Below are 18,753 nucleotides of genomic sequence, written 5' to 3'. Positions count from 1 at the left end.
CCGGGGGGCCTTTTTAAATGCAAAAAGCGCAAAGCAGCCACGGTGGACTGCTTTGCGCTTTTTATATATTGGGTTTTCTTTACAGCTTCACTACTTTACTACGCCAGATTTTCCTGCTTTGCTGGCCTGTCACCCGGATAATCCAGGTACCATTCGGCACTTTAGACATATCTACGCGTAAAGGTATATTACCTTTTGCATTGGCGGTATGTATCTGTTGCAATAAAGGAGCGCTTCCTTTCAGGTCCAGTACTTCCACCAGCAGTTTCTCACCGGCAGGTGCGTCTACCAGTATCTGCAGGTTGCTACCTGTTACCGGGTTCGGATAGACAGTCAGTTGTTCCGGCTGAGAAGCGGCCATGGCTGCTGCCGCACCGGTACAATCACGGACATATTTCCATGGTTTGCCATCGCCAGTGCTGATATCCGGTTGTTCGTTCTGTGTCCACCATTTTGCAGAGTATACTTTACCGTTATACACCACCTGTGCGCCGCCGTTATAAGCAGTCGCAGGGGACCATGCCGGAATGCCATTACAGTTATTGCTACCGCCGTTTACGGTAATGTTTACGGCAGCGGAAATCGTAGTGGCGCCACCGTTATCTGTTGCCCTGGCAGTCAGGCTGTAGGTGCCGGCCGCCACATTGCTCCAGGTCCAGGTGTAAGGCGCTACGCTGTCTGTGCCCAACAGGGTGGTGCCCTGATAGAAGGCAACGCGGGTAATCACCCCATCGCTATCGGAAGCTGCCGCCTGTATGTTCACGGTAGCCGGAGCGGTGAAGGCAGCGTTATTGGCAGGAGAAGTAATGCTCACTACCGGCGGTTTGTTGCCCGCTGAAGTTACGCTGATGTTCACCACGGCAGAAGTGGTAGTAGCCCCTTTGTTGTCAGTAGCTTTAGCGGTAAGGCTGTAGCTGCCGGCCGCAACGTTGTTCCAGGTCCAGGCGTATGGCGCTACGCTGTCTACGCCCAGCAGGGTGTTGCCCTGGTAGAAAGCCACGCGGGTTACCACACCATCACTGTCGGAAGCTGCGGCCTGAATATTTACGGTAGCCGGAGCGGTGTAGGTGGCGTTGTTGGCAGGTGATGTAATGTTCACCACCGGTGGTTTGTTGATTGGCGCAGAGCCGAAGAAGTAATCGTAATAGTTATTGGCAAATTCATCGCTATTAGCTTTATCCCAGTTAATGGACCATGTCATGATACCACGCAGGCCCGGATATCCCGCCGCATTACGCAGCTGGTAAGCACCTCCGAAGGACTGTCCTTTCATCAGGTAGTCCAGCGCTTTTTTCACATTGGCAGGAGCGATATAACCACCACCGGCAGCGCTGGGTGTAGCAGGAAGACCGAAGGCCACCTGGTCCGGACGCAAGGCCGGGAAGGTTTGTGTGGTACCGGATACAGGGAATCCTTTCAACAACATTTCAGACATCGATACGATAAAATCAGGAGTGCCCTGGTTGTATACACCGTTATCGAGGCCCATTACGGAACCGGTATTATAATATTGCGTCTGGATGAAAGTGAGTTCGTTACGCAGTCCGTAGATGATAGGCAGATACGCGCCTACCAGGGGAGAATAAGTAGAGCCATAGGCCGTTTGTACATAATAGGTTTCCGGCGCCATGGTGAGCCAGCAGTTTTTGCCCTGGCCTTTGCGATAGGCGATGATTTCTTTTACGCCTGCGATCAGGTTCTGTACCTTGGCTGTGGTAGGATTGGTGAAATCCTTGTCGCCATTGTCCAGCTGCAGGTTGGTACCGCCTTCTATATCCAGGTCAAAACCATCGAAATTGTACTGGTCCAGCAGTGCTTTCATGGAAGTGACAAAAGCTTGTTTCTTCGCAGCGGTGGAGAGGTTCAGCGAACCGTTTTCGCCTCCCAGCGACAACAATACTTTTTTGCCTTGCGACTGCAGGTACTGCACATCTGACAGGAACTGCGCCGGTGTTACGTTTTCCGGCACAAAGGAAATAGTGGCCAGATCAGATCCGCTGACGGCGAAGGCAATTTCTATCACATTATATTTGGGATTGATATTACGGAGAGGGATGTACGGAGAAGCGTCCGTAGGAGATCCCCAGTTCTGCCAGTAACCTACAATGACCTTGCCGGAGTCGCCGGGCTGGCCGGGACCGGAAGTATTTACCACCACGCTTACCGAAGAAGAAGTGGTAGAAGCGCCTTTGTTGTCTGTAGCGATGGCTTTAATGGTATAATTGCCGGCCGGCACGTTGTTCCACGCATAGCTGTATGGAGCCGCGCTGTCGGTAGCCAGAAGGGTAGTGCCATTATAGAAGTCTACTTTGATCACCTGGCCATCGGTATCGCTGGCGGCAGCCTGAATGGTAATGCCGGCCGGAGCGGTGAAGGTGGCATTGTTAGCCGGCGATGTGATGCTTACAGTAGGAGGCACATTGGTACCACTGCCGCCGGTGGCAAACACTTCATTGATTTTGTTTACCAGCGGATTTTTAGTGTTGGGGCAATAGATGAGTTTTCCTTTAGGCACAGTGCTGCTGGTCATGTTGGTCATATCGCCGTATACCTGCCAGATGATCACGCCTGCCAGGCCATTGTCTTTGATATACTGCGCTTTGGCCGCAACAGAACGTTCGTTGTCATAGCTGAGGAAGAAGTTGCCTTTTGTTTTGTAAGGCGCTTTGGCCACATCGTCCCAGTTGTCGGTCCAGCCGGAGCCGGAGCCGGTGGTATTGAGGATGTAGCTGTAGTTGGGAGTTCCGTCCCATACGTCTTTTGCCCAGTTGGTATAGTCTGCGCAGGTTTGGATAGGGCCGTCAGGCTGCACGGTTTCGGCCCGTTTGGTGGTAGGTGCGTTCAGGGCGGCGGTACCGGTGGTGATTACGCCGCGGCCATAGAAAGGCGCACCGAGGTTCACTTTGCTCATGTTGATGCCGAGAGCGCGCAACCCTTTGGTGGTGGCGTCGAGCGAGAATCCCGCAAATTCCTGCCCGGGGTATTCGTACAGGGGGGAGTTGTGACCAGCTTTGTTAGACCATCCGCCGTTGTAATCGTACGTCATCATGTTGAAATAATTGAGGACGTTGTTGAGGCGCGGCCAGTCAAAGCCCGGGAGTTTGGCAAGTGCGGGGGAGAAGCAGCTGGTCATCAGTTTATTGGGGCCGATGGCTGCTCTTACAGCTTCCAGCAGTATCGCGAAGTTGGTATAGTCCGCGGTGCTGTAGTGTTCAATGTTCATCCCTGCATCGTTGGGATATTCCCAGTCGAAGTCGATGCCGTCAAAGCCCATGCTGATCAGCTGCTGGCAGCCGGCTACAAATTTGGCTCTTTTAGTAGCGTCAGCAGCTACTTCCGGGTAGTGTTTGCACATGCTCCAGCCACCGATGGAAGCCAATACTTTCACCCCTTTCTGGTGGGCCAGGTCTATCACGCCGGGAGCGCCGCCCTGTTTGGGCACAGACAGCGGGAAGCTGCCTGACTTTCCGGTGTTGACGTTGGTCCATCCGCTGCCGCCGTTGCGGTAGCCGAGAGAGTAAGCGTAGCTGTTGTCCGGGATGTAGTACAGCACGTCCAGTTCGCCATACAGCAGGTACATGTCCCAGCTGCTGTAAATGTCTTCATTGACCAGGGGTGCAGGTGCCTGTACCGCGCCCGCCTGGTAGATGTTTTTGTTGCGGAAGTCGCCACTGTGCAGCGATCCGTCGTTCGCCACACCGAAGAACGAAAAGTTCAGAATGGTGTACTGGGAATAGTCCACATTCAGGTGATTGTAACCGCCCAGGGGAACAGTGCCTGCCACATTTTTCCAGGCATCCCATTGGGTGATGTAACCGATCACCTGTTTGTTGTGTTGTTGAGTGGTGGCAGGAACAGTCGGGCTCACCTGGGCAAAGGTACCGGGCGATAGTGACAGTAACAGCCAACAGACAAATGCAAGACAGCGGAATGCTGCGCCTCCATTGGTAGACTTTGGTGTCATAGTGATGATTGTTTGTTAAGATAATGGTTAATAAAAACTAGTGCTCACCTCAAAGGGAATTACATGTGCGTTCGGGTTAATGCTAGGCTATCGTTTGTAAGGTTTTCAGATCTATACTAAAACATTAAGGGTTTCACGCAAAAACAGCACGATGGGGGAGTCGGCACAATTTTAAAAAAGTACTATGCGATAAAAAAATTTTTTTCATCGACACTGCTGCATATTTGCTGCCGGATGGATTATATATCGTAAGGATTCCTTTACCGTATGGATGATAAAAAACAGGAGCACGCAAATCCTTTGCGTATTGATTGGTTAACTTGCTTTCAGCATCATGTGATCGTTGTTTTCAGAGTGCTGATTTTACTTTCCCTCACGCACAACAAAAAACAAAATGACTTCAGATCCTAACTTACTCAGAGACGTTTATTCCGTTTTTAATATCTTCTGTGGAAAGTTCCGCCAGATGGTATGTACCGCGTGTAACTGGAGTGAACCAACGTTTTACCGCAAAATGAGGTGCCATTATCCCGCAGCGGGCAAAAAAGGACGAAAGTCTTTTCTCAGCAAAGCTGAGGAAGAAGCCATCCTGAAAGAAGCTCATATTGCTTCCGAACATTTGCTGAAGTTATTGCAGCAGCACTTTAACACACCGGAAAAATATCCGCGCTGGCTGGAGGAACCGGAAGAAATAGAAGACGCCTATTTTCTAAGCGATGTAACGGTTCCTGTGGAAGGAATTCCATTTTAGTTATTGTCAACAATGTCTACCTTATTAAAGACATCAATTGTTTATTTTTGCAGGCAGGCTGTTACACACACAACGATGTAAACAATCGAACAACACAGCAAACAGACCGCTAACTGCAACTATGGAAGCTATCGTTCAAAATATTTATCAGTCGCCTATCGGCAATGTTCATAACTTTCTGTGCCAGTGCCAACAGTGTAACCTGTCTGCCTGGGAACACCAGGATACGTTTTCCATTGCTTTCATCCGACAGGGGAATTTTGTTTTCAAAGTGTTCCGGAATGACCTGGACGCTTTTAACGGCTTATTCCTCGTATGTAAGCCCGGATACGAACACCGGGTAGGACATGTCCACGAAATGCCGGACCAGTGCACGATATTCTCCTTTCCGGCAGTTAATGTCGATCAATTGGAAGAACAGGGCCGGGAACTGTCATGGTTCCTGAAAAACCCTGACCTCCATGCGGTACTGATAAAAGCTACGCCCGAAATGGAATACCTGCATCACCGCATTTTCAACCTGCTGCAAAAACCACATTTTCCCCGCCTGTGGGTAGAGCAAATGATGCTGGAACTGTTTTCGCTGGTCCTTTCCCGCGGGCAGCACAAAGTCATTCCACCGCTGACAGACAGACAAAAAAGAAATCATCTGCCGGTGATATCTTCCGTAAAAACATTTATCAATGAAAATATTTCTGAAGATATTACCCTCCCACAACTGGCTGCAGCCGGACATCTCAGCCCCTTTCATTTTAACCGGCTGTTCAAACAGATGACAGGCATCACCCCCTATAACTACCTGCTACAGGTAAGATTAAAAGAAGCCCATCTCCAGCTACGCCATAGCAGCCAACCGGTAACACACATCGCCTTTGATACCGGCTTCAACAGCCTCGAACATTTCTCCGCCGCCTATAAAAAACAATTCGGCCTGGCGCCGTCCCAAATGCGGCGGTAAAAAGAGCAATTTTTCTTAAATCCGGCCTGACGGCCTGCCATAGTTTTGTGCTATCAAACAACTTGTTATGTTTATGAAAGCACAATTATTAAGCACGCTGGAGAATGCCCGTCAATACACGATGAACGTGGCCACAGCCATGCCGGCAGACAACTATGCCTTTAAACCGGATACCGCCACCTGGAGCTTTAATGACCTACTGCATCATATTGGCTATGGAATCACCTGGTGTAATGAAAACTATATTCTCCGGAAGCCGGCCGACTGGAACCCGCCTGCTGCCACCAAAGATGCGGCAGCCACACAGGAATATCTGTCTGAATGCTTCAATATCTTACAAAAAAGTATAGAGAAAACTGATACTGATGAAAACGTTATTCACGGTTTCTATGCTACACTGGACCATATTACGCACCATCGCGGCCAGGCAACGACTTACCTGCGCTGCCAGGGCGTTACACCACCGGAATACACCTATTAATCTTCGATTCATATGACAGTATACTATATTAACAGCTACGATATCATTGACATGGAGCTTTTCAGCCAGTATCCGCCAGGCGTGATAGCCCTTCTGGAAAAATACGGAGCCGCGGTGGTGGCGTCAGATCTCGAAGGCATGGCAGTGGAAGGCACTCCCCGCATGATGAACGCTATCATCCGGTTTCCTTCACAGGAAGCGGCACTACAGTGTTACCAGGACCCTGCCTACCAACCACTGAAAGCCATCAGGTTAAAGGCAGTACGCAACTGCACGATGGTATTGGTGAAAGCATTCACCCCCTGATACAAGCGGGGCGCCCTTTTTGAAGAGCGCCCCGCATTTGCGAATATCATGAACATGGTTACCGTTTGGCGCCATCCCGAATGCCTTTGAACAACGCTTTAAAAGTATCCGCATTCGCTTTTGCGCCGGAGGTATAATCTCCTTTGCCGTAATAGGCATTGATAAAATCCTTGCTGTTGATCCACATCGTTTCAAAAACACCTTTCATACGCTCCGCTACAGGCATCGCGAAATCCGCACGGGTACCGTCTTTGCGGCCAGCCAGTATCTGGTCCAGTTGCGCCAGCGCCACATCCGTTTTAGAACAGGCGCTCGCCAGCACGTTAAATCCTTTCAAAGCAAAATAAGCCGGGGTAGGAGGAGCGCTTTCATATTTCCAGTCGCAGATCATAATATCTTTCGGGATGCGGTCAATAGCGCGATGTGTATCGTTCATACTTGCCTGCCAGGCCAGCAGGTTGGTCGTTTTACCATCTATCAGGCGATCGCTCCACATCCACATCTCACAGCCCTTTTGTTTGAGATGGGCGTGCAACAGGTTGATGTATTCGGCCAATATTTCTGATTTGTCGCGACCACCGCAGCGGGGGCATTTATCATACCCAATGATCCATGCTTCATCAAGCCCTACATGCAATGCGTCAGCACCACACACGTCAATCAGTTCATCCATCATAGGGAACAGCAGCTTAGGCAGATCGGGATGCGCCGGGCAAAGACATTTGCTGTAGAAGTCGAACATACCGCCGTTTTTCCAGGGCACCGGCGGATTGTAATCCGGCGATTCATCGAACTGCGGATATTGTTTCAACAGTCTCCCTATCTCCGACTGTTCACTCTGGTGGGCCAGCAGGTTCATCATGGGAATGAAGCGCACCTTTGCATCACGGCAGGCCTGAACAATCTGCTGCAGCCCCTCTTTACTGATGGCATTGGGTTCCACTACCTCCGGGTGTGTTTCATACTGGTACCAGCATTCAATGCGCAGGGCGAGCGTATTAACCCCTTCTTTGGGCAACGCTTTTCTGATAAAATCGCAGAACAGCGGAATATCCTGTTTGGCAGGTACACTCATCATCAGGCCTCTTACCGGCAGTTCATTCCATTTAAAGGAGCGGTTGTCCTGCGCGTTGAGTTGCAGGACGGTGATAACAGCCGCCCATAACAACATCCATCTTAAAGCTTTTTTTCCCATAACTATTCTGCAATTACTTTTCTGATACGATTATTTTTTCTGTCTACTACGTATACGGTGCCGTCTTTTCCTACCGTTACGCCGGTAGGTGCGTTAAATAAAGCGGCGGCGCCTGTTCCATCTGCAAAACCGGCGGTGCTGCCACCTGTGTAGGTGCTTACCTGCCAGGTACCGGCAGCGATGAAGCGGATACACTGATTGGTATTAACAGATGATCCGTCCCAGGTACCATTGCCGGCCACATACAGGTTGTCATGGGTATCTGTCGCTATCATCCAGGGGTATTCAAATTTGGCGTCGCTGGCAGCGCCGTTTACCAGGCCTGTTGCACCGGATTGACCGATGGTAACGCCTTTTTCCCAGGTGCCGTATTTGTATTCCTGAATAGTAGAGTTTCCGTTCACCACTACAAACAGGTTGCCTTTACTGTCTACTGCCACGTCAGAAGGATAGGAGAGGCCGGTGATGATCTGGTCTGCGCTGCCATCTGGCTTTACTTTATACACGCTGCCGCTGCCTTTGCCGTCAGTGTAATACAGTGTACCGTCTCTTTTATCGATGCCGATGCCCCAGGCTTCAAACCAGCCCAGGAGCGATGTCGTGCCGTCGGGGGTGATCTTACGGATCGTCCATGCCGCCGGATCGGAAGTGAAAATATTGCCGTCTTTATCCACTACTACGTCCATAGGCAGGTAAAATGAGGCTTCCGTGCCTTTGCCTTCTGCGTATTCATTTTTGCCACTGCCGGCCAGCGTGGTAACAGTGCCGTCGGGCGTTACTTTACGGATACGACGGTTTTCAGCTTCTGCCACATAGAGGTTGCCGTCGGCATCGATATCCAGGCCGCAGCGGTTACCGAAATTAAAAGCGGCCGCAAGCCCTTTCCCGTCGGCATATCCGGCAGAACCGTTGCCCGCGAGCGTGCTCACCACGTAAGATGTCTGATAATTGAAGTCTTCTTTGCTGACGCCTGCCTGCCCGTCGATAGTAACCGATATTTTACCGGTACCGGCTTTACGGGGCACCGCAACCAGGATACGGTCTTCCACCACGCCTTCCACATAAGCTTTTACGCCATTTACGGTAACGGTTATACGGCTGGTGTCCGGACTGAAATTGCTGCCATAGATCAGCACTTCCGTGCCGGCGCCGCCGGCAGCCGGCGTAAATTTATCGATGACGATCGGAGAGGAGGCATCATGTTTAAATGTCTCTTCTTTTTGGCAGCTGCTGAATACCAGTATGCTCAGCAGCAGCAGGAAATAATATCGGATGTGTTTCATGTCGTTTTAGATTTTGGGATGAAGCCATTATCACCAGCCCGGGTTCTGGACAAACTCCGGATTACGGCCGCTCACTTTGTCCATTTCGGCCTGCGGAACGGGCAACCAGTAGGCGCGTTTGGGATCAAAAACACGTTTCTCCACAACAGGGTAGCTGTAGGTCACATTACCACTGCCGGTAATCGTTACGCCATGTATTTCTCTGTTATCAGTGACTTCCGCGATCTTCCAGCGGCGCACATCCCAGAAACGGTGGGCTTCCAGCGCCAGCTCTATCCTTCTTTCATGGCGGATACGCTCGCGGATGGACGCTTTAGTACCGCTGTTGACAGCAGGGATACCGGCACGGCCTCTGACGGCATTGAGTGCGCCGAGCACGTCGGCACCGGGACCAGTGGCTTCATTCTGTGCCTCTGCATAGTTGAGGTACAGTTCAGCTGTGCGGATCAGCACCCATTTACGATCAGTGGCGCCGGTGCTGGAAAACAGGTCCACCCCTTCCAGCAGGTACTTGCGTGGCCAGTATCCTGTAGCATTCTGGCCTGGGCGGGGAGCGTCATCGCTGTTGGGGTTGAGCGGACGGCCCTTCCAGATACAGCCAGGATACAGAATGGTAGCATAAAAGCGTGGATCACGGCCTTCGTAGGGGCGCTGAGGGTTATAGCCTGAAGCCGGATCAGTAATCGGCAGTCCCGTATTTTTCATTTCATAGTCGTCCACCAGTTCCTGTATGGGGTTTACATTGCCATAACCGTTAGCGCCCCGGGGGTTCATTTCCCGGTCGATGCCGCCATCGCCAAATGCACCGGGTGCGGGCCTGCTCCAGATCACTTCTTTGTTGAAATACTGGGTGAAAATCTCACCGTAATTATCATTCAACGTATAGCCGTTGGTGAGGGCTGAGTCCAGTGCGGCTTTACAGGCATTGGCGGCCTGCGTCCAGCGGTTCTGGTCATTGGCAGGATTGTACAACGGGCTTGCGAAGTATAACAGGGCGCGGCCTTTCAGCGACAGCGCGATCACCCTCGATGCTCGTCCCCAGTTACCGGGACGTTCTGCATAGGTGGGAGGCAACAATGACGCGGCTTCATCCAGATCCTTAATAACCGCTCCCAGCACATCGGCGATACTGTTACGTTTAAAATAGATGCCTTCCGGATTATCGAAAGGGTTTTCTACCTGTTGCAGCAGCGGCACTTCTCCCCAGCGGACCACGAGCTGGAAATAATAAAAGGCACGCAGCACCAGTATTTCACCTTTTAGCCGGGAACGGCGGTCGGGATAATTGGGGTCATTAGGCACTTTATCGTAGTTCTTCAGAAAGATATTGCAGGCACGTATTTTTCCGTAGTACTCGTTCCACTGCCAGCTTAGCGGAAAATTGGACGGGCTCATGGAACCGGTGTTAAAACTCCCTGCGTCTGCGCTGGAATTGTCAATCGACTGATTGGTTTCGTCCGTCGCGCTGCTCAGGGGCCATCCTGTCTGGAATATATTGGGCAGGCTCTGATAAGTGGTATTCACAAAGCGTTCTGCATTCTCGATATTTTTAAACACCTCTTCCTCCGTGATCAGGTCACTGGGTTTTCTGTCGAGGTAGTTTTTCTTACAGGCACAGATACAGAGTATCAGCGCTGACAGTATACCTGTTCTTATATTCACTGTTAGTTTCATGATCGTGGTTTAAAGGTTGATGGTAATGCCTGCGTTGTAGATGCGCATGATGGGATATGGCTGCCATCCCCAGCGGTCTGCGGTATTGGCTTCGGGGTCCACACCGAGGTCCCTCACATGGTCCCAGCTTACCAGGTTCATACCGTTCACGTATATACGCGCTGTCTTCAGCTTGATTTTTTTCATCCATTCACGCGGCAGGCGATAGCCTATCTCCAGGTTTTTCAGCTTGATATAATCCGTTTTCCTGATCCAGTAAGTAGAGCTGATGAAGTTGTTGGACATATTGCTTTCCACCAGGTGCAGCGCGGGAAAAGTGGCCTTGTCGGCTGTTTCCGGTGTCCAGCGGCCTTCGTGGACAGGGCGGTAACTTTCACGGTAATTGTACACCAGCTGCGCAGAGTACATCTGGCGGCCGCCGGTAGCGCCCTGGAACAATACGCTCACATCGAGGCCTTTGTAATCAACTCCCAGGGTAACGCCGAAGTATCCTGTCGGCACGTTCAGCATGGGCAGCATCACACGGTCTGCTTCGTTTATAACACCGTTTCCGTCGATGTCTTTGTATTTAATATCTCCCGGAATTAAAGGAGCAAACGTTTGTTTCGGGCTTTTGGCAATTTCGTCTTTGCTCTGGAAGAGGCCTTCTGCAATATATCCCAGCCCGTAGCCAATAGGATTGCCTACCTGGCTTTGATAGGCGTAAGCCAGCTTGGGCTCGTCCATCTCCAGTATCCTGTTTTTTACATATTGATAGTTGGCCTTCGCAAAGACGCCCACTTTGCCAACGTTGGTATTCACATTCAGCTCCACTTCCACGCCTCTGTTCAACACGCGGCCCAGGTTGCGGTTCAGCGCAGCCGTAATGCCCAGGTATCCGGGTATGGAGCCTGCCTGCGTCAGGATATCGCTGCGCAGCTCGCGGAACAGATCGACGTTCAGTTTTATTTTGTCTTTCAGGAAGCCTGTTTCTATGCCAAGATCTGTTTTGGAAGCCTTTTCCCAGGTGATGGCCGTATTACCGATCCTGTTTTCCACATACCCGCCCACACCGGAAGCTACGCTGCCGAAAGTAAAACCATCGGTTTTGGCAAAATCAGAGATATACAGCCAGCGGCCGTTGCCCACCTGATCATTGCCCACATAACCGTGGGAGAAACGCAGTTTCAGATAGCTGAGCGCGCCGTCTTTAGGCATAAAACGCTCGTTGCTGATCATCCATGCAGCGGATACCGCAGGGAAGAAGCCATAGCGGCGGCCGGGAGGGAAGTTCTCAGAGCCATTGTAACCGGCATTGAATTCGAGGTAGTATTTTTTATCGTAGTTGTAGGAAAGGCGGCCTACATAACCTTCGTATACCCGTGGCAGGTCGCCGGACTGCGAACGATAGTTGCGGTTGAACAGCAACAGGCCGCCCAGTGAGTGTTTGGCGAAATCGCGGTCATACATCAGTTTCACATCGTAATAGTAGTACCGTTCCCCGCTGGTGGCGCCGGAGCGTTGCAGGCTGGTGGCCGTGCGGTGCCGGGTGTAAATACCGCCGCTGGTGCCGGGAACTGATTTATAGCGGTAAGAGTCAAACTCCTGATCAAACGCTACGTTGATTGTACCATAGTTTTCGAAGGTGAAGAGGCCTTTTACTTTGAGGCCGGGCGTAATGAAGTCCAGTTTGCGGGTGAGTGCCACGCTGCCGTTGGTGCTGTGCCAGTAGGCGTCGAGATAACCGTTGCGGGTGAGCAGGCCATAAGGATTATAGAAGTCCTCCCGCATATTGCCCGAGGCCACACTGCCGTCGGGATTTTTAACCGGCGTCAGGTTATTTGTCATCTGCGACAGCACTACCCAGAGGAATTCAAAATCGGCCCTGTCGGATGATGGACCAGTGCGGTTCTCCAGCCGGGAGGCCAGGTCTACCTGCAGATCGGTGTTTTTATCCAGCGTGATATCTACATTGGAACGGAAGTTAAAGCGGTCGTATTTGTATTTGATATCATAAATATTTTCATTGGCATGTTTGTAGAGCGGCTCCTGGCGCAGGTAAGAGCCGGAAACGAAGTACCGTACATATTTGGAACCGCCGCTGATGTTCATATTCAGGGTCTTTTGCGGGGAGAAGTTCCTGATCAATTCGTTGTACCAGTCAGTATTGGGATAATCATAGGGCTTGAGGCCGGTACGGAAATATTCCAGCTGTCGTTCTGTCCATACCGGCTGCATGCCATCATTTTTGGCCGCTTCATTCTGGAGGAGGCCGGAGCGGTAGGAGTCGAGGAAGCGGGGGAAAGTGGTTGGCTGTTGCAGCGCGTATTGTCCGTTGATTTGTATGTTGGGCGGACCGTCCTGGCCGCGCTTGGTGGTCACCAGCACAATGCCATTGGCGCCTTGTATACCGTATAAAGCTGTAGAAGCAGCATCTTTCAGGATGGTAACGGATTCTATTTCATTCGCGTCCAGCTGGCCAAGATCAGCGTTGCCGCGAGGCAGACCATCGATAACAATCAGCGGATTCGTAGAGCCTGTAGTGTTGATGCCGCGGATAAACAGTTGTGAATAATCAGAACCGGGGCGGCCGGAGCGTTGCGCTGTAATGAGCCCTGGCAGGCGGCCGGCGAGCGCATTGGTCAGGTTGGCCACCGGGCTTTGTTTCAGTTCTTTTGTCTGTATGCTGCTCACCGCCCCGGTAACGCTCTGGCGTATTTGTTTCTGGCCGTAGCCCAGCACCACGACTTCATTAAGACCGGCATCGGAAGCTTTGAGCGTGATGGTGCTTAGCTGCGTTTTACCATTGACGGGGACTTCCTGGGAAGCGTATCCCACATAGGAGATAAGCAATGTTCCATTCGCGGGCGCGTTGATGGAGAAGTCGCCGTGTTCGTCGGTGGCGGTACCACGGCTGGTGCCTTTCAGCTGTACGCTTACTCCTATCAGCTCGATGCCGTTATTGCCCACCACCTTACCTTTTACGGTAATGTCCTGCCGTTTTTCGGCGGGGGAGATGACCACCAGGTTATCCTCCAATATCCGGTAGGTATAAGTTTGTTGCAGCACTTTGTCGAGAATGGCCGGCAGCGTAGCGTTGTCGAAGTTCACATCTACCTTGTCGGTAGCGGGAAACGTTTTAAAATTATAGAGAAAGCGGTAGCTGCTTTTTGTTTCAATCCATTCGAGCAGCCGTCGCATTTCCATCTGTTTGCTGTTGATGGAAAAACGGGTTTGTGAATAAACTGCGGCACGCAATTGCAGGACAAAAGCAGTCATCAGTAACAGGCAAAGCTTCATACACAATAGTGTTTTTCTCAATAAAGACCGGGGAATGGCTGGTTGTGGACACAGCTTTTTTTTCATACATTTGGTTTGAATGTTAGGCAATTTGAAACACATGACTTCCCGCACGGAAATTGTTGTTTCATTCCATGTTTGACGGCAAAAGGGGGAGTGTAGCAGCACTTCCCTTTTTTATTGATGTACAGGGGGCTCTAGCCCGGCAGTGGAATAGTCCTGGATGTTTGCATTGTTCTGTTCTTTTGGTTGATTATTTATAAATGATTACTGTATCTCCCTTGATTTTATAGTTAAAGTCAGCAGTGATTTGTAAGGCTTTCAGCGCCCGGTTGATGTCTTCCCTGCGGAAGGTACCGTTGAACCGGTTGCTGTTGAGCGATGTGTCTTTAATAAGGATGGTTTTGCCGTACCATCTTTCCATAATCCTGGCCAGCTCGGAAAATGGTTTGTCGTGGAATTCCATTTTATCTTTCTGCCAGAGTGTTTCGGTTTCGCCTTCTCGTTGTATGGGCAGCACTTCTGCTATAAATTCGCCCCAGTCCTCCCCGGGGGCCTGTTCAGCGGTCTCTTTGCGGGTAAGTGTCAGTTTATATTGTGGTGACAGTTGTAATGATTTCTCTGGCTGGTTGTTCAGGCTTACCGCCACTTTTCCCTGTAGGAGGGAGGTCTCCAGCGATTCGCCCGTATAGGCTTTCAGGTTGAAACGGGTACCCAGCACTTTTACCGTGATATCTTTTGTATGAATGATAAAAGGGTAGCGGTCGCTGGTAGCCACATTGAAATAACCTTCCCCTTCCAGGTACACGTCGCGCTTACCGTTTTTCATACCGGTACTGTATTTAAGGCTGCTGCTGACATTGAGCCATACCAGCGTGCCATCGGGGAGGGTCACCTTCCGGTGATGTCCCGCCAGGGTACGTACTTCTTCCATCCGGGAAGAGCTTAAAACCCACACCAGCAGCGTACCGGCAATCAATACCAGTACTGCGGCCGCCACTTTCCACCAGCTACGCATCTTTTTAACCGGCACTGCCCATTCCTCTTCAGCCTGCAACCGGACCACCATATGGTCGTACAGCGCCGGCAGCTCAGCAGGGCCATCGTTCGCCAGCCGGGATTCATAAGCTTCGTACCAGGACTCCAGCAGTTGCCGTTCCTGTTCCGTACAGTCCCCCTTCAGGTATTTGTCCAGCAGCTCCAGCAGCTGCCGATCGGTTGTATCTGGTTGCATGTCTATATAAGACACATAACTTTTTACCTACCCTACCCCTTCTTTTTTCTTTTTTAGGGAGATACTATCAACATCGCTTTTATTTTTTTAACTTTTGGCCCGAATGACCGCGTATTCCACCTTATCCGACCACGAACTCACTGCCCTGCTGGCACGCGACGATAACAACGCCTTCAGGGCGCTGTACGACCGACATGCGCAGGCGCTGTACCTGGCCGCTTTCAAAAAGCTGCCCGTGCCGCATTTGCTGGAAGACCTGCTACAGGAAATATTTCTTACCCTGTACCGGAAACGTTCCTCCCTCGGAGATATCACCAACCTGCGCGCATACCTCCACAGTGCGCTGCGCAACCGCATCCTCAATGAGCTGCGCAACTCCCTGATCCATGAGCAGCACCATCAACAGCTGCTTACCCCCGAAGTCACCGAAAACACCTGCAACTACGACCTGCAATTACTGGAAAAACGCTTCGGCGAAGCGCTGGACAGGCTCAGCACCCGCAGCAGAGAAATTTTTTTAATGAGCAGAAGAGATGAGCTGTCTTATAAGGAAATAGCTGAGCGTTTAGGCATCTCCGTGAAGGCCGTGGAGAAGCACATGGGTAAAGCACTACAGGTGATGCGGAGCGAGTTTAAGGATTATGGCGTGATAGCGGTAGTGGGACTGGCGGTAGTGGAGAGGTGGGTGTAACTTTCGCCTCTAATTCTTCAATACGCTTATTCTGGGCATTAATACGTTTATCCTGCTCAATGATATATCGTGTGAGTTCTTCAATCTTCTTCAGCAGGATGGCTTGCGTATCACTTACATCAATACCTTCTTTGTTTGCCACTGCAGCTGGTACCACATCAGGCAGATGCTTATGTAGTTGAATGTACTGTTCCAATTCATTAAGAGCGGTCATTTTATAATCCGGCTCAAACACGTAGTCTGGCCAGTCTGAAACGGTCACCTTTACTCTTTTTGTCTTAATGTTTCCCACTACGTCCATATCTCCTTCAATTTTACTTTTTCCTACTACATGGAGTTTCGTTGCAGGAGCGGCAGTTCCAATGCCGACATCTCCTTTATTCGTCACGGTATATTCCCCGGCATAAAACCCTCTTGCATCTCCCGGAATGATATTGATATAATCCAGGTATACGTCTGTAGTGCCGGGCCTAAAAGAAATTCCTCTTACCTCAACGTTAGAGACTGTGTTTGTCAATGTTATGGGGATAGTAATCAGTTCCCATTGATTGCTGTCCCGAAACATATCAGCTCTTACCCAGAGGGGCTGATATGCTCCGGCAGATGGAATTACATCCAACTGGAGCAGGGCATTATTACTAACGTTTGATGTAACCTTCATCCTGAACTGTACCAGATAGTTTCCAGCCTGAAACTGAACATATGGACCAAACCACATAGTATTAAATGCAGCGTTGGCTGGCCTGAAGATGGCCTTACCGCCATCAGCTGTAGCATCGTCTACAACGACTGTTTCCGGGAATAAAGTCAATCGGCTTTCATCTAGTTTTGTTCCGATAGGATTATATGCCTGTGCATAGGTTCCTTCACTATAGGAAAAGACGGGTAACAATAACAATAACGCAATCTTGAGTTTCATTTGTATAGGGATTTGAGGTCTTAAAATAGGAAAAAGCCTGTCATTCAAATACAAATAAAAAAGCCTCCAGCATTACACGCTGAAGGCCTTTCAATATGATATAAAAAATCACCTCGCTTCCCAGGTCTTGGTCTTCTTCAATTTCACGTCCACTTTTTCTCCGGGCTTGCTCACCGTTACCACTTTCTTCACAGTAGCGCCTACGCCGGTACTATAGTCCCGGTTTACGGTATTGGTGCTGGTGCCCTGGAACATCCCGTTAATATAGTGATCTGTGTAGCCCACCACTTCGCTTTGCGTATAACCGTGTGAAAAACTAAATTCTGAATACAGCAGGTATTCTCCCGGCATCAGGTTCACGAACTCGAAATGACCGTTATCATCGTATACTCTGGTGCTTTTGATGCACTGGGCGGCATCATCTGAAATTGCGATACCTTCCCGGCCTTTTTTCCGCTGGTCTTCGTTTACTTTGATCCATTCCTTAAAGTAATCGTTATAAGGGATGAGGATCACCTGGGTACCTTTGGCGGCGACTTGTTTAGCTTTTATATTCACCACCTGTAGTCTGTTGCCTTCGTCGAAGTCACGGGCAAATACCTGTCCGGAGATGATGGCATTACCGTCTTTCACCATTTTCATGGTTGCCGTTTTATCAAAAGGTGCTTTGATGGAGTTAAAGTCGGTCTCCATATCTACCATTCTGATATGTTGGCCGTTGGCCATCTCTTCCATCTGCCAGAGGCGACGGGTCTTTTTATCGATCAGGCAGACCATTTTATCATTGGTTGCCGGTTCTACGACAGACACTTCCCATACATCGTGTTTTCCGGTGAATTTGCTGACGTACGTATTGTTTTTAACTTCCTCCACCACCACTTTTTTCACATTATCAGTATTGGTCGGTTTGTATTCAAATACTGACAGGTCGGTCTTATAGCCGGAAGCCAACGGCAGGAGGGACAACAGGAAAGGATAGGAATAACTGTCAACAAAGGGCTGTTTCCCTGCCTCTTTGATCTGTTTCTTCTCGCCCGTTTTTTTGTCAACATGATAACCGGTAACATCATTGCCGAAATGCAACTCCATGTCTTTCATGGTATTGTGGGAGGCAACATAGATAGGTTTGAAGGTATTCAGATCTGATACGGCCGTATCTTTCCACGGTTCCAGCCCGGCGATGGCGGTGGTAGTGGTAAGGGAGAGTTTACCACCGGCAGTATTAACACCGATGGTAAAAGTACCGATCGCCTGTTCACTGCCGTTATTGACAAGATAGCACACCAACGTGGTCTTGCTATCCTTCAGCAGCTTAGGGTCGAATTTACCCTGCGCCAGGGCTTTGCCTGAAATGGCAGCAATTAATGTGGCTGCGATGAATATTGAGTTACGAAATGGAGAAAGCATAATTGTGATAGTTTATCTGACCATACAAAATTAGTCATTAGGGCAACATATAACATAAAATCTGCTTGTCAATAAGTGGCTTCCCCCTTTTTCACCGCGCTTTGTTTATGGTTATCCATTCCTTAAAATGTCCGGTATAGGGGATGAGCACTGCCAGCATACCACCAATCGGCGATTCTTTGCCATTTTTTACGGTATAACAAACGAGCGTATTTCGGCCGGGTGCCAGCAATTTGTGAGCGAATTTACTTTGCGACCGGGCATCGTCGGACATTAGGGCAGGCCACACGGCCGCAGCGAAAATAGATTTACGGGTTGGAGAAAACATAGTCCTGATAGTTTATTCAAAACTAGATTTTCCATAGGACGCGACCTATACCGGGAAACCAGTAAACTTAACTGAAAAAAGGCTCCGCTGATTGTGAGCCTGGTATTAGCGTTCTAATCGTTGTGCCCTTTCCTGAATGATTTTTTTGTATATATTATTATCTTCTTCACTTAGAAAGCTGATATCAATGAAATCATTTGCCTTGGAGACGAATCGCATTTCTCGTAACGGACTGGATTCCATTGTCCCTGCTACTTTCTGATTGGTACATTCCACTTCGAAG

General features: G+C 50.0%; 13 protein-coding genes and 1 pseudogene. 5 read left to right on the top strand and 9 right to left on the bottom strand.

The window, feature by feature from the left end; translation table 11 throughout:
• Positions 1-79: 79 nt before the first annotated feature.
• On the bottom strand, positions 80-3,964 hold the full coding sequence (locus ACTJJS_RS15575) for a glycosyl hydrolase family 18 protein (protein ID WP_440664382.1): 3,885 nt from the start codon (positions 3,962-3,964) through the stop codon (positions 80-82).
• 394 nt (positions 3,965-4,358) lie between these two features.
• Between ACTJJS_RS15575 and ACTJJS_RS15570 the strand changes: the two genes are divergently transcribed.
• The 4 genes from ACTJJS_RS15570 (at position 4,359) to ACTJJS_RS15555 (ending at position 6,460) form a co-directional block, all read left to right on the top strand.
• A complete protein-coding gene (locus ACTJJS_RS15570; RefSeq protein ID WP_440664381.1) occupies positions 4,359-4,715 on the top strand; it encodes a hypothetical protein in 357 nt (118 codons plus the stop codon).
• Positions 4,716-4,836: 121 nt separating this feature from the next.
• On the top strand, positions 4,837-5,673 hold the full coding sequence (locus ACTJJS_RS15565) for a helix-turn-helix domain-containing protein (protein WP_440664380.1): 837 nt from the start codon (positions 4,837-4,839) through the stop codon (positions 5,671-5,673).
• Between the two features lie 73 nt (positions 5,674-5,746).
• Positions 5,747-6,154, top strand: a complete 408-nt coding sequence (locus ACTJJS_RS15560; protein WP_440664379.1) for a DinB family protein — start codon at positions 5,747-5,749, stop codon at positions 6,152-6,154.
• Positions 6,155-6,166: 12 nt separating this feature from the next.
• Complete coding sequence (locus tag ACTJJS_RS15555) at positions 6,167-6,460, top strand: DUF1330 domain-containing protein (protein ID WP_168870759.1); 294 nt, start codon at positions 6,167-6,169, stop codon at positions 6,458-6,460.
• A gap of 58 nt (positions 6,461-6,518) precedes the next feature.
• Here ACTJJS_RS15555 and ACTJJS_RS15550 read toward each other — a convergent pair whose 3' ends face one another.
• From ACTJJS_RS15550 to ACTJJS_RS15530, 5 genes are all read right to left on the bottom strand, one after another.
• Positions 6,519-7,655, bottom strand: coding sequence for a family 20 glycosylhydrolase (locus tag ACTJJS_RS15550; RefSeq protein WP_440664378.1), 1,137 nt, complete (start codon positions 7,653-7,655; stop codon positions 6,519-6,521).
• A 2-nt stretch (positions 7,656-7,657) separates the two neighbouring features.
• Positions 7,658-8,938 carry an IPT/TIG domain-containing protein gene (locus tag ACTJJS_RS15545; protein WP_440664377.1) on the bottom strand — a complete coding sequence of 427 codons (1,281 nt, stop codon included), beginning with the start codon at positions 8,936-8,938 and terminating at the stop codon, positions 7,658-7,660.
• A 30-nt stretch (positions 8,939-8,968) separates the two neighbouring features.
• A complete protein-coding gene (locus ACTJJS_RS15540; protein ID WP_440664376.1) occupies positions 8,969-10,612 on the bottom strand; it encodes a RagB/SusD family nutrient uptake outer membrane protein in 1,644 nt (547 codons plus the stop codon).
• Between the two features lie 9 nt (positions 10,613-10,621).
• Positions 10,622-13,891: a TonB-dependent receptor gene (locus ACTJJS_RS15535; RefSeq protein ID WP_440664375.1), complete on the bottom strand. Its 3,270-nt coding sequence runs from the start codon at positions 13,889-13,891 to the stop codon at positions 10,622-10,624.
• Positions 13,892-14,144: 253 nt separating this feature from the next.
• Entirely contained in the window at positions 14,145-15,125 is a 981-nt protein-coding gene (locus tag ACTJJS_RS15530) for a FecR family protein (protein WP_440664374.1), read from the bottom strand.
• A gap of 103 nt (positions 15,126-15,228) precedes the next feature.
• On the opposite strand from ACTJJS_RS15530, the gene ACTJJS_RS15525 reads away from it, so the two are divergent.
• Complete coding sequence (locus ACTJJS_RS15525; protein ID WP_440664373.1) at positions 15,229-15,816, top strand: sigma-70 family RNA polymerase sigma factor; 588 nt, start codon at positions 15,229-15,231, stop codon at positions 15,814-15,816.
• On the opposite strand, the gene ACTJJS_RS15520 is transcribed toward ACTJJS_RS15525, so the two are convergent.
• The 3 genes and pseudogenes from ACTJJS_RS15520 to ACTJJS_RS15510 form a co-directional block, all read right to left on the bottom strand.
• Entirely contained in the window at positions 15,758-16,735 is a 978-nt protein-coding gene (locus ACTJJS_RS15520; RefSeq protein WP_440664372.1) for a hypothetical protein, read from the bottom strand. The genes ACTJJS_RS15525 and ACTJJS_RS15520 overlap by 59 nt on opposite strands.
• Before the next feature lie 108 nt (positions 16,736-16,843).
• The gene (locus ACTJJS_RS15515) at positions 16,844-18,142 is read right to left on the bottom strand and encodes a DUF3108 domain-containing protein (RefSeq protein WP_440664371.1); all 1,299 of its coding nucleotides are present in this window, start codon (positions 18,140-18,142) and stop codon (positions 16,844-16,846) included.
• A 521-nt stretch (positions 18,143-18,663) separates the two neighbouring features.
• A pseudogene (locus tag ACTJJS_RS15510) lies at positions 18,664-18,744 on the bottom strand (DUF1508 domain-containing protein); the annotation flags it as partial.
• Between the last annotated feature and the right edge of the window lie 9 nt (positions 18,745-18,753).

This window comes from Chitinophaga sp. 22308 (genome assembly GCF_052045305.1).
Lineage (GTDB): Bacteria > Bacteroidota > Bacteroidia > Chitinophagales > Chitinophagaceae > Chitinophaga > Chitinophaga varians_A.
Note: the sequence above shows the minus strand (reverse complement) of the source record. Positions and strands in the feature narration are given on the sequence as shown.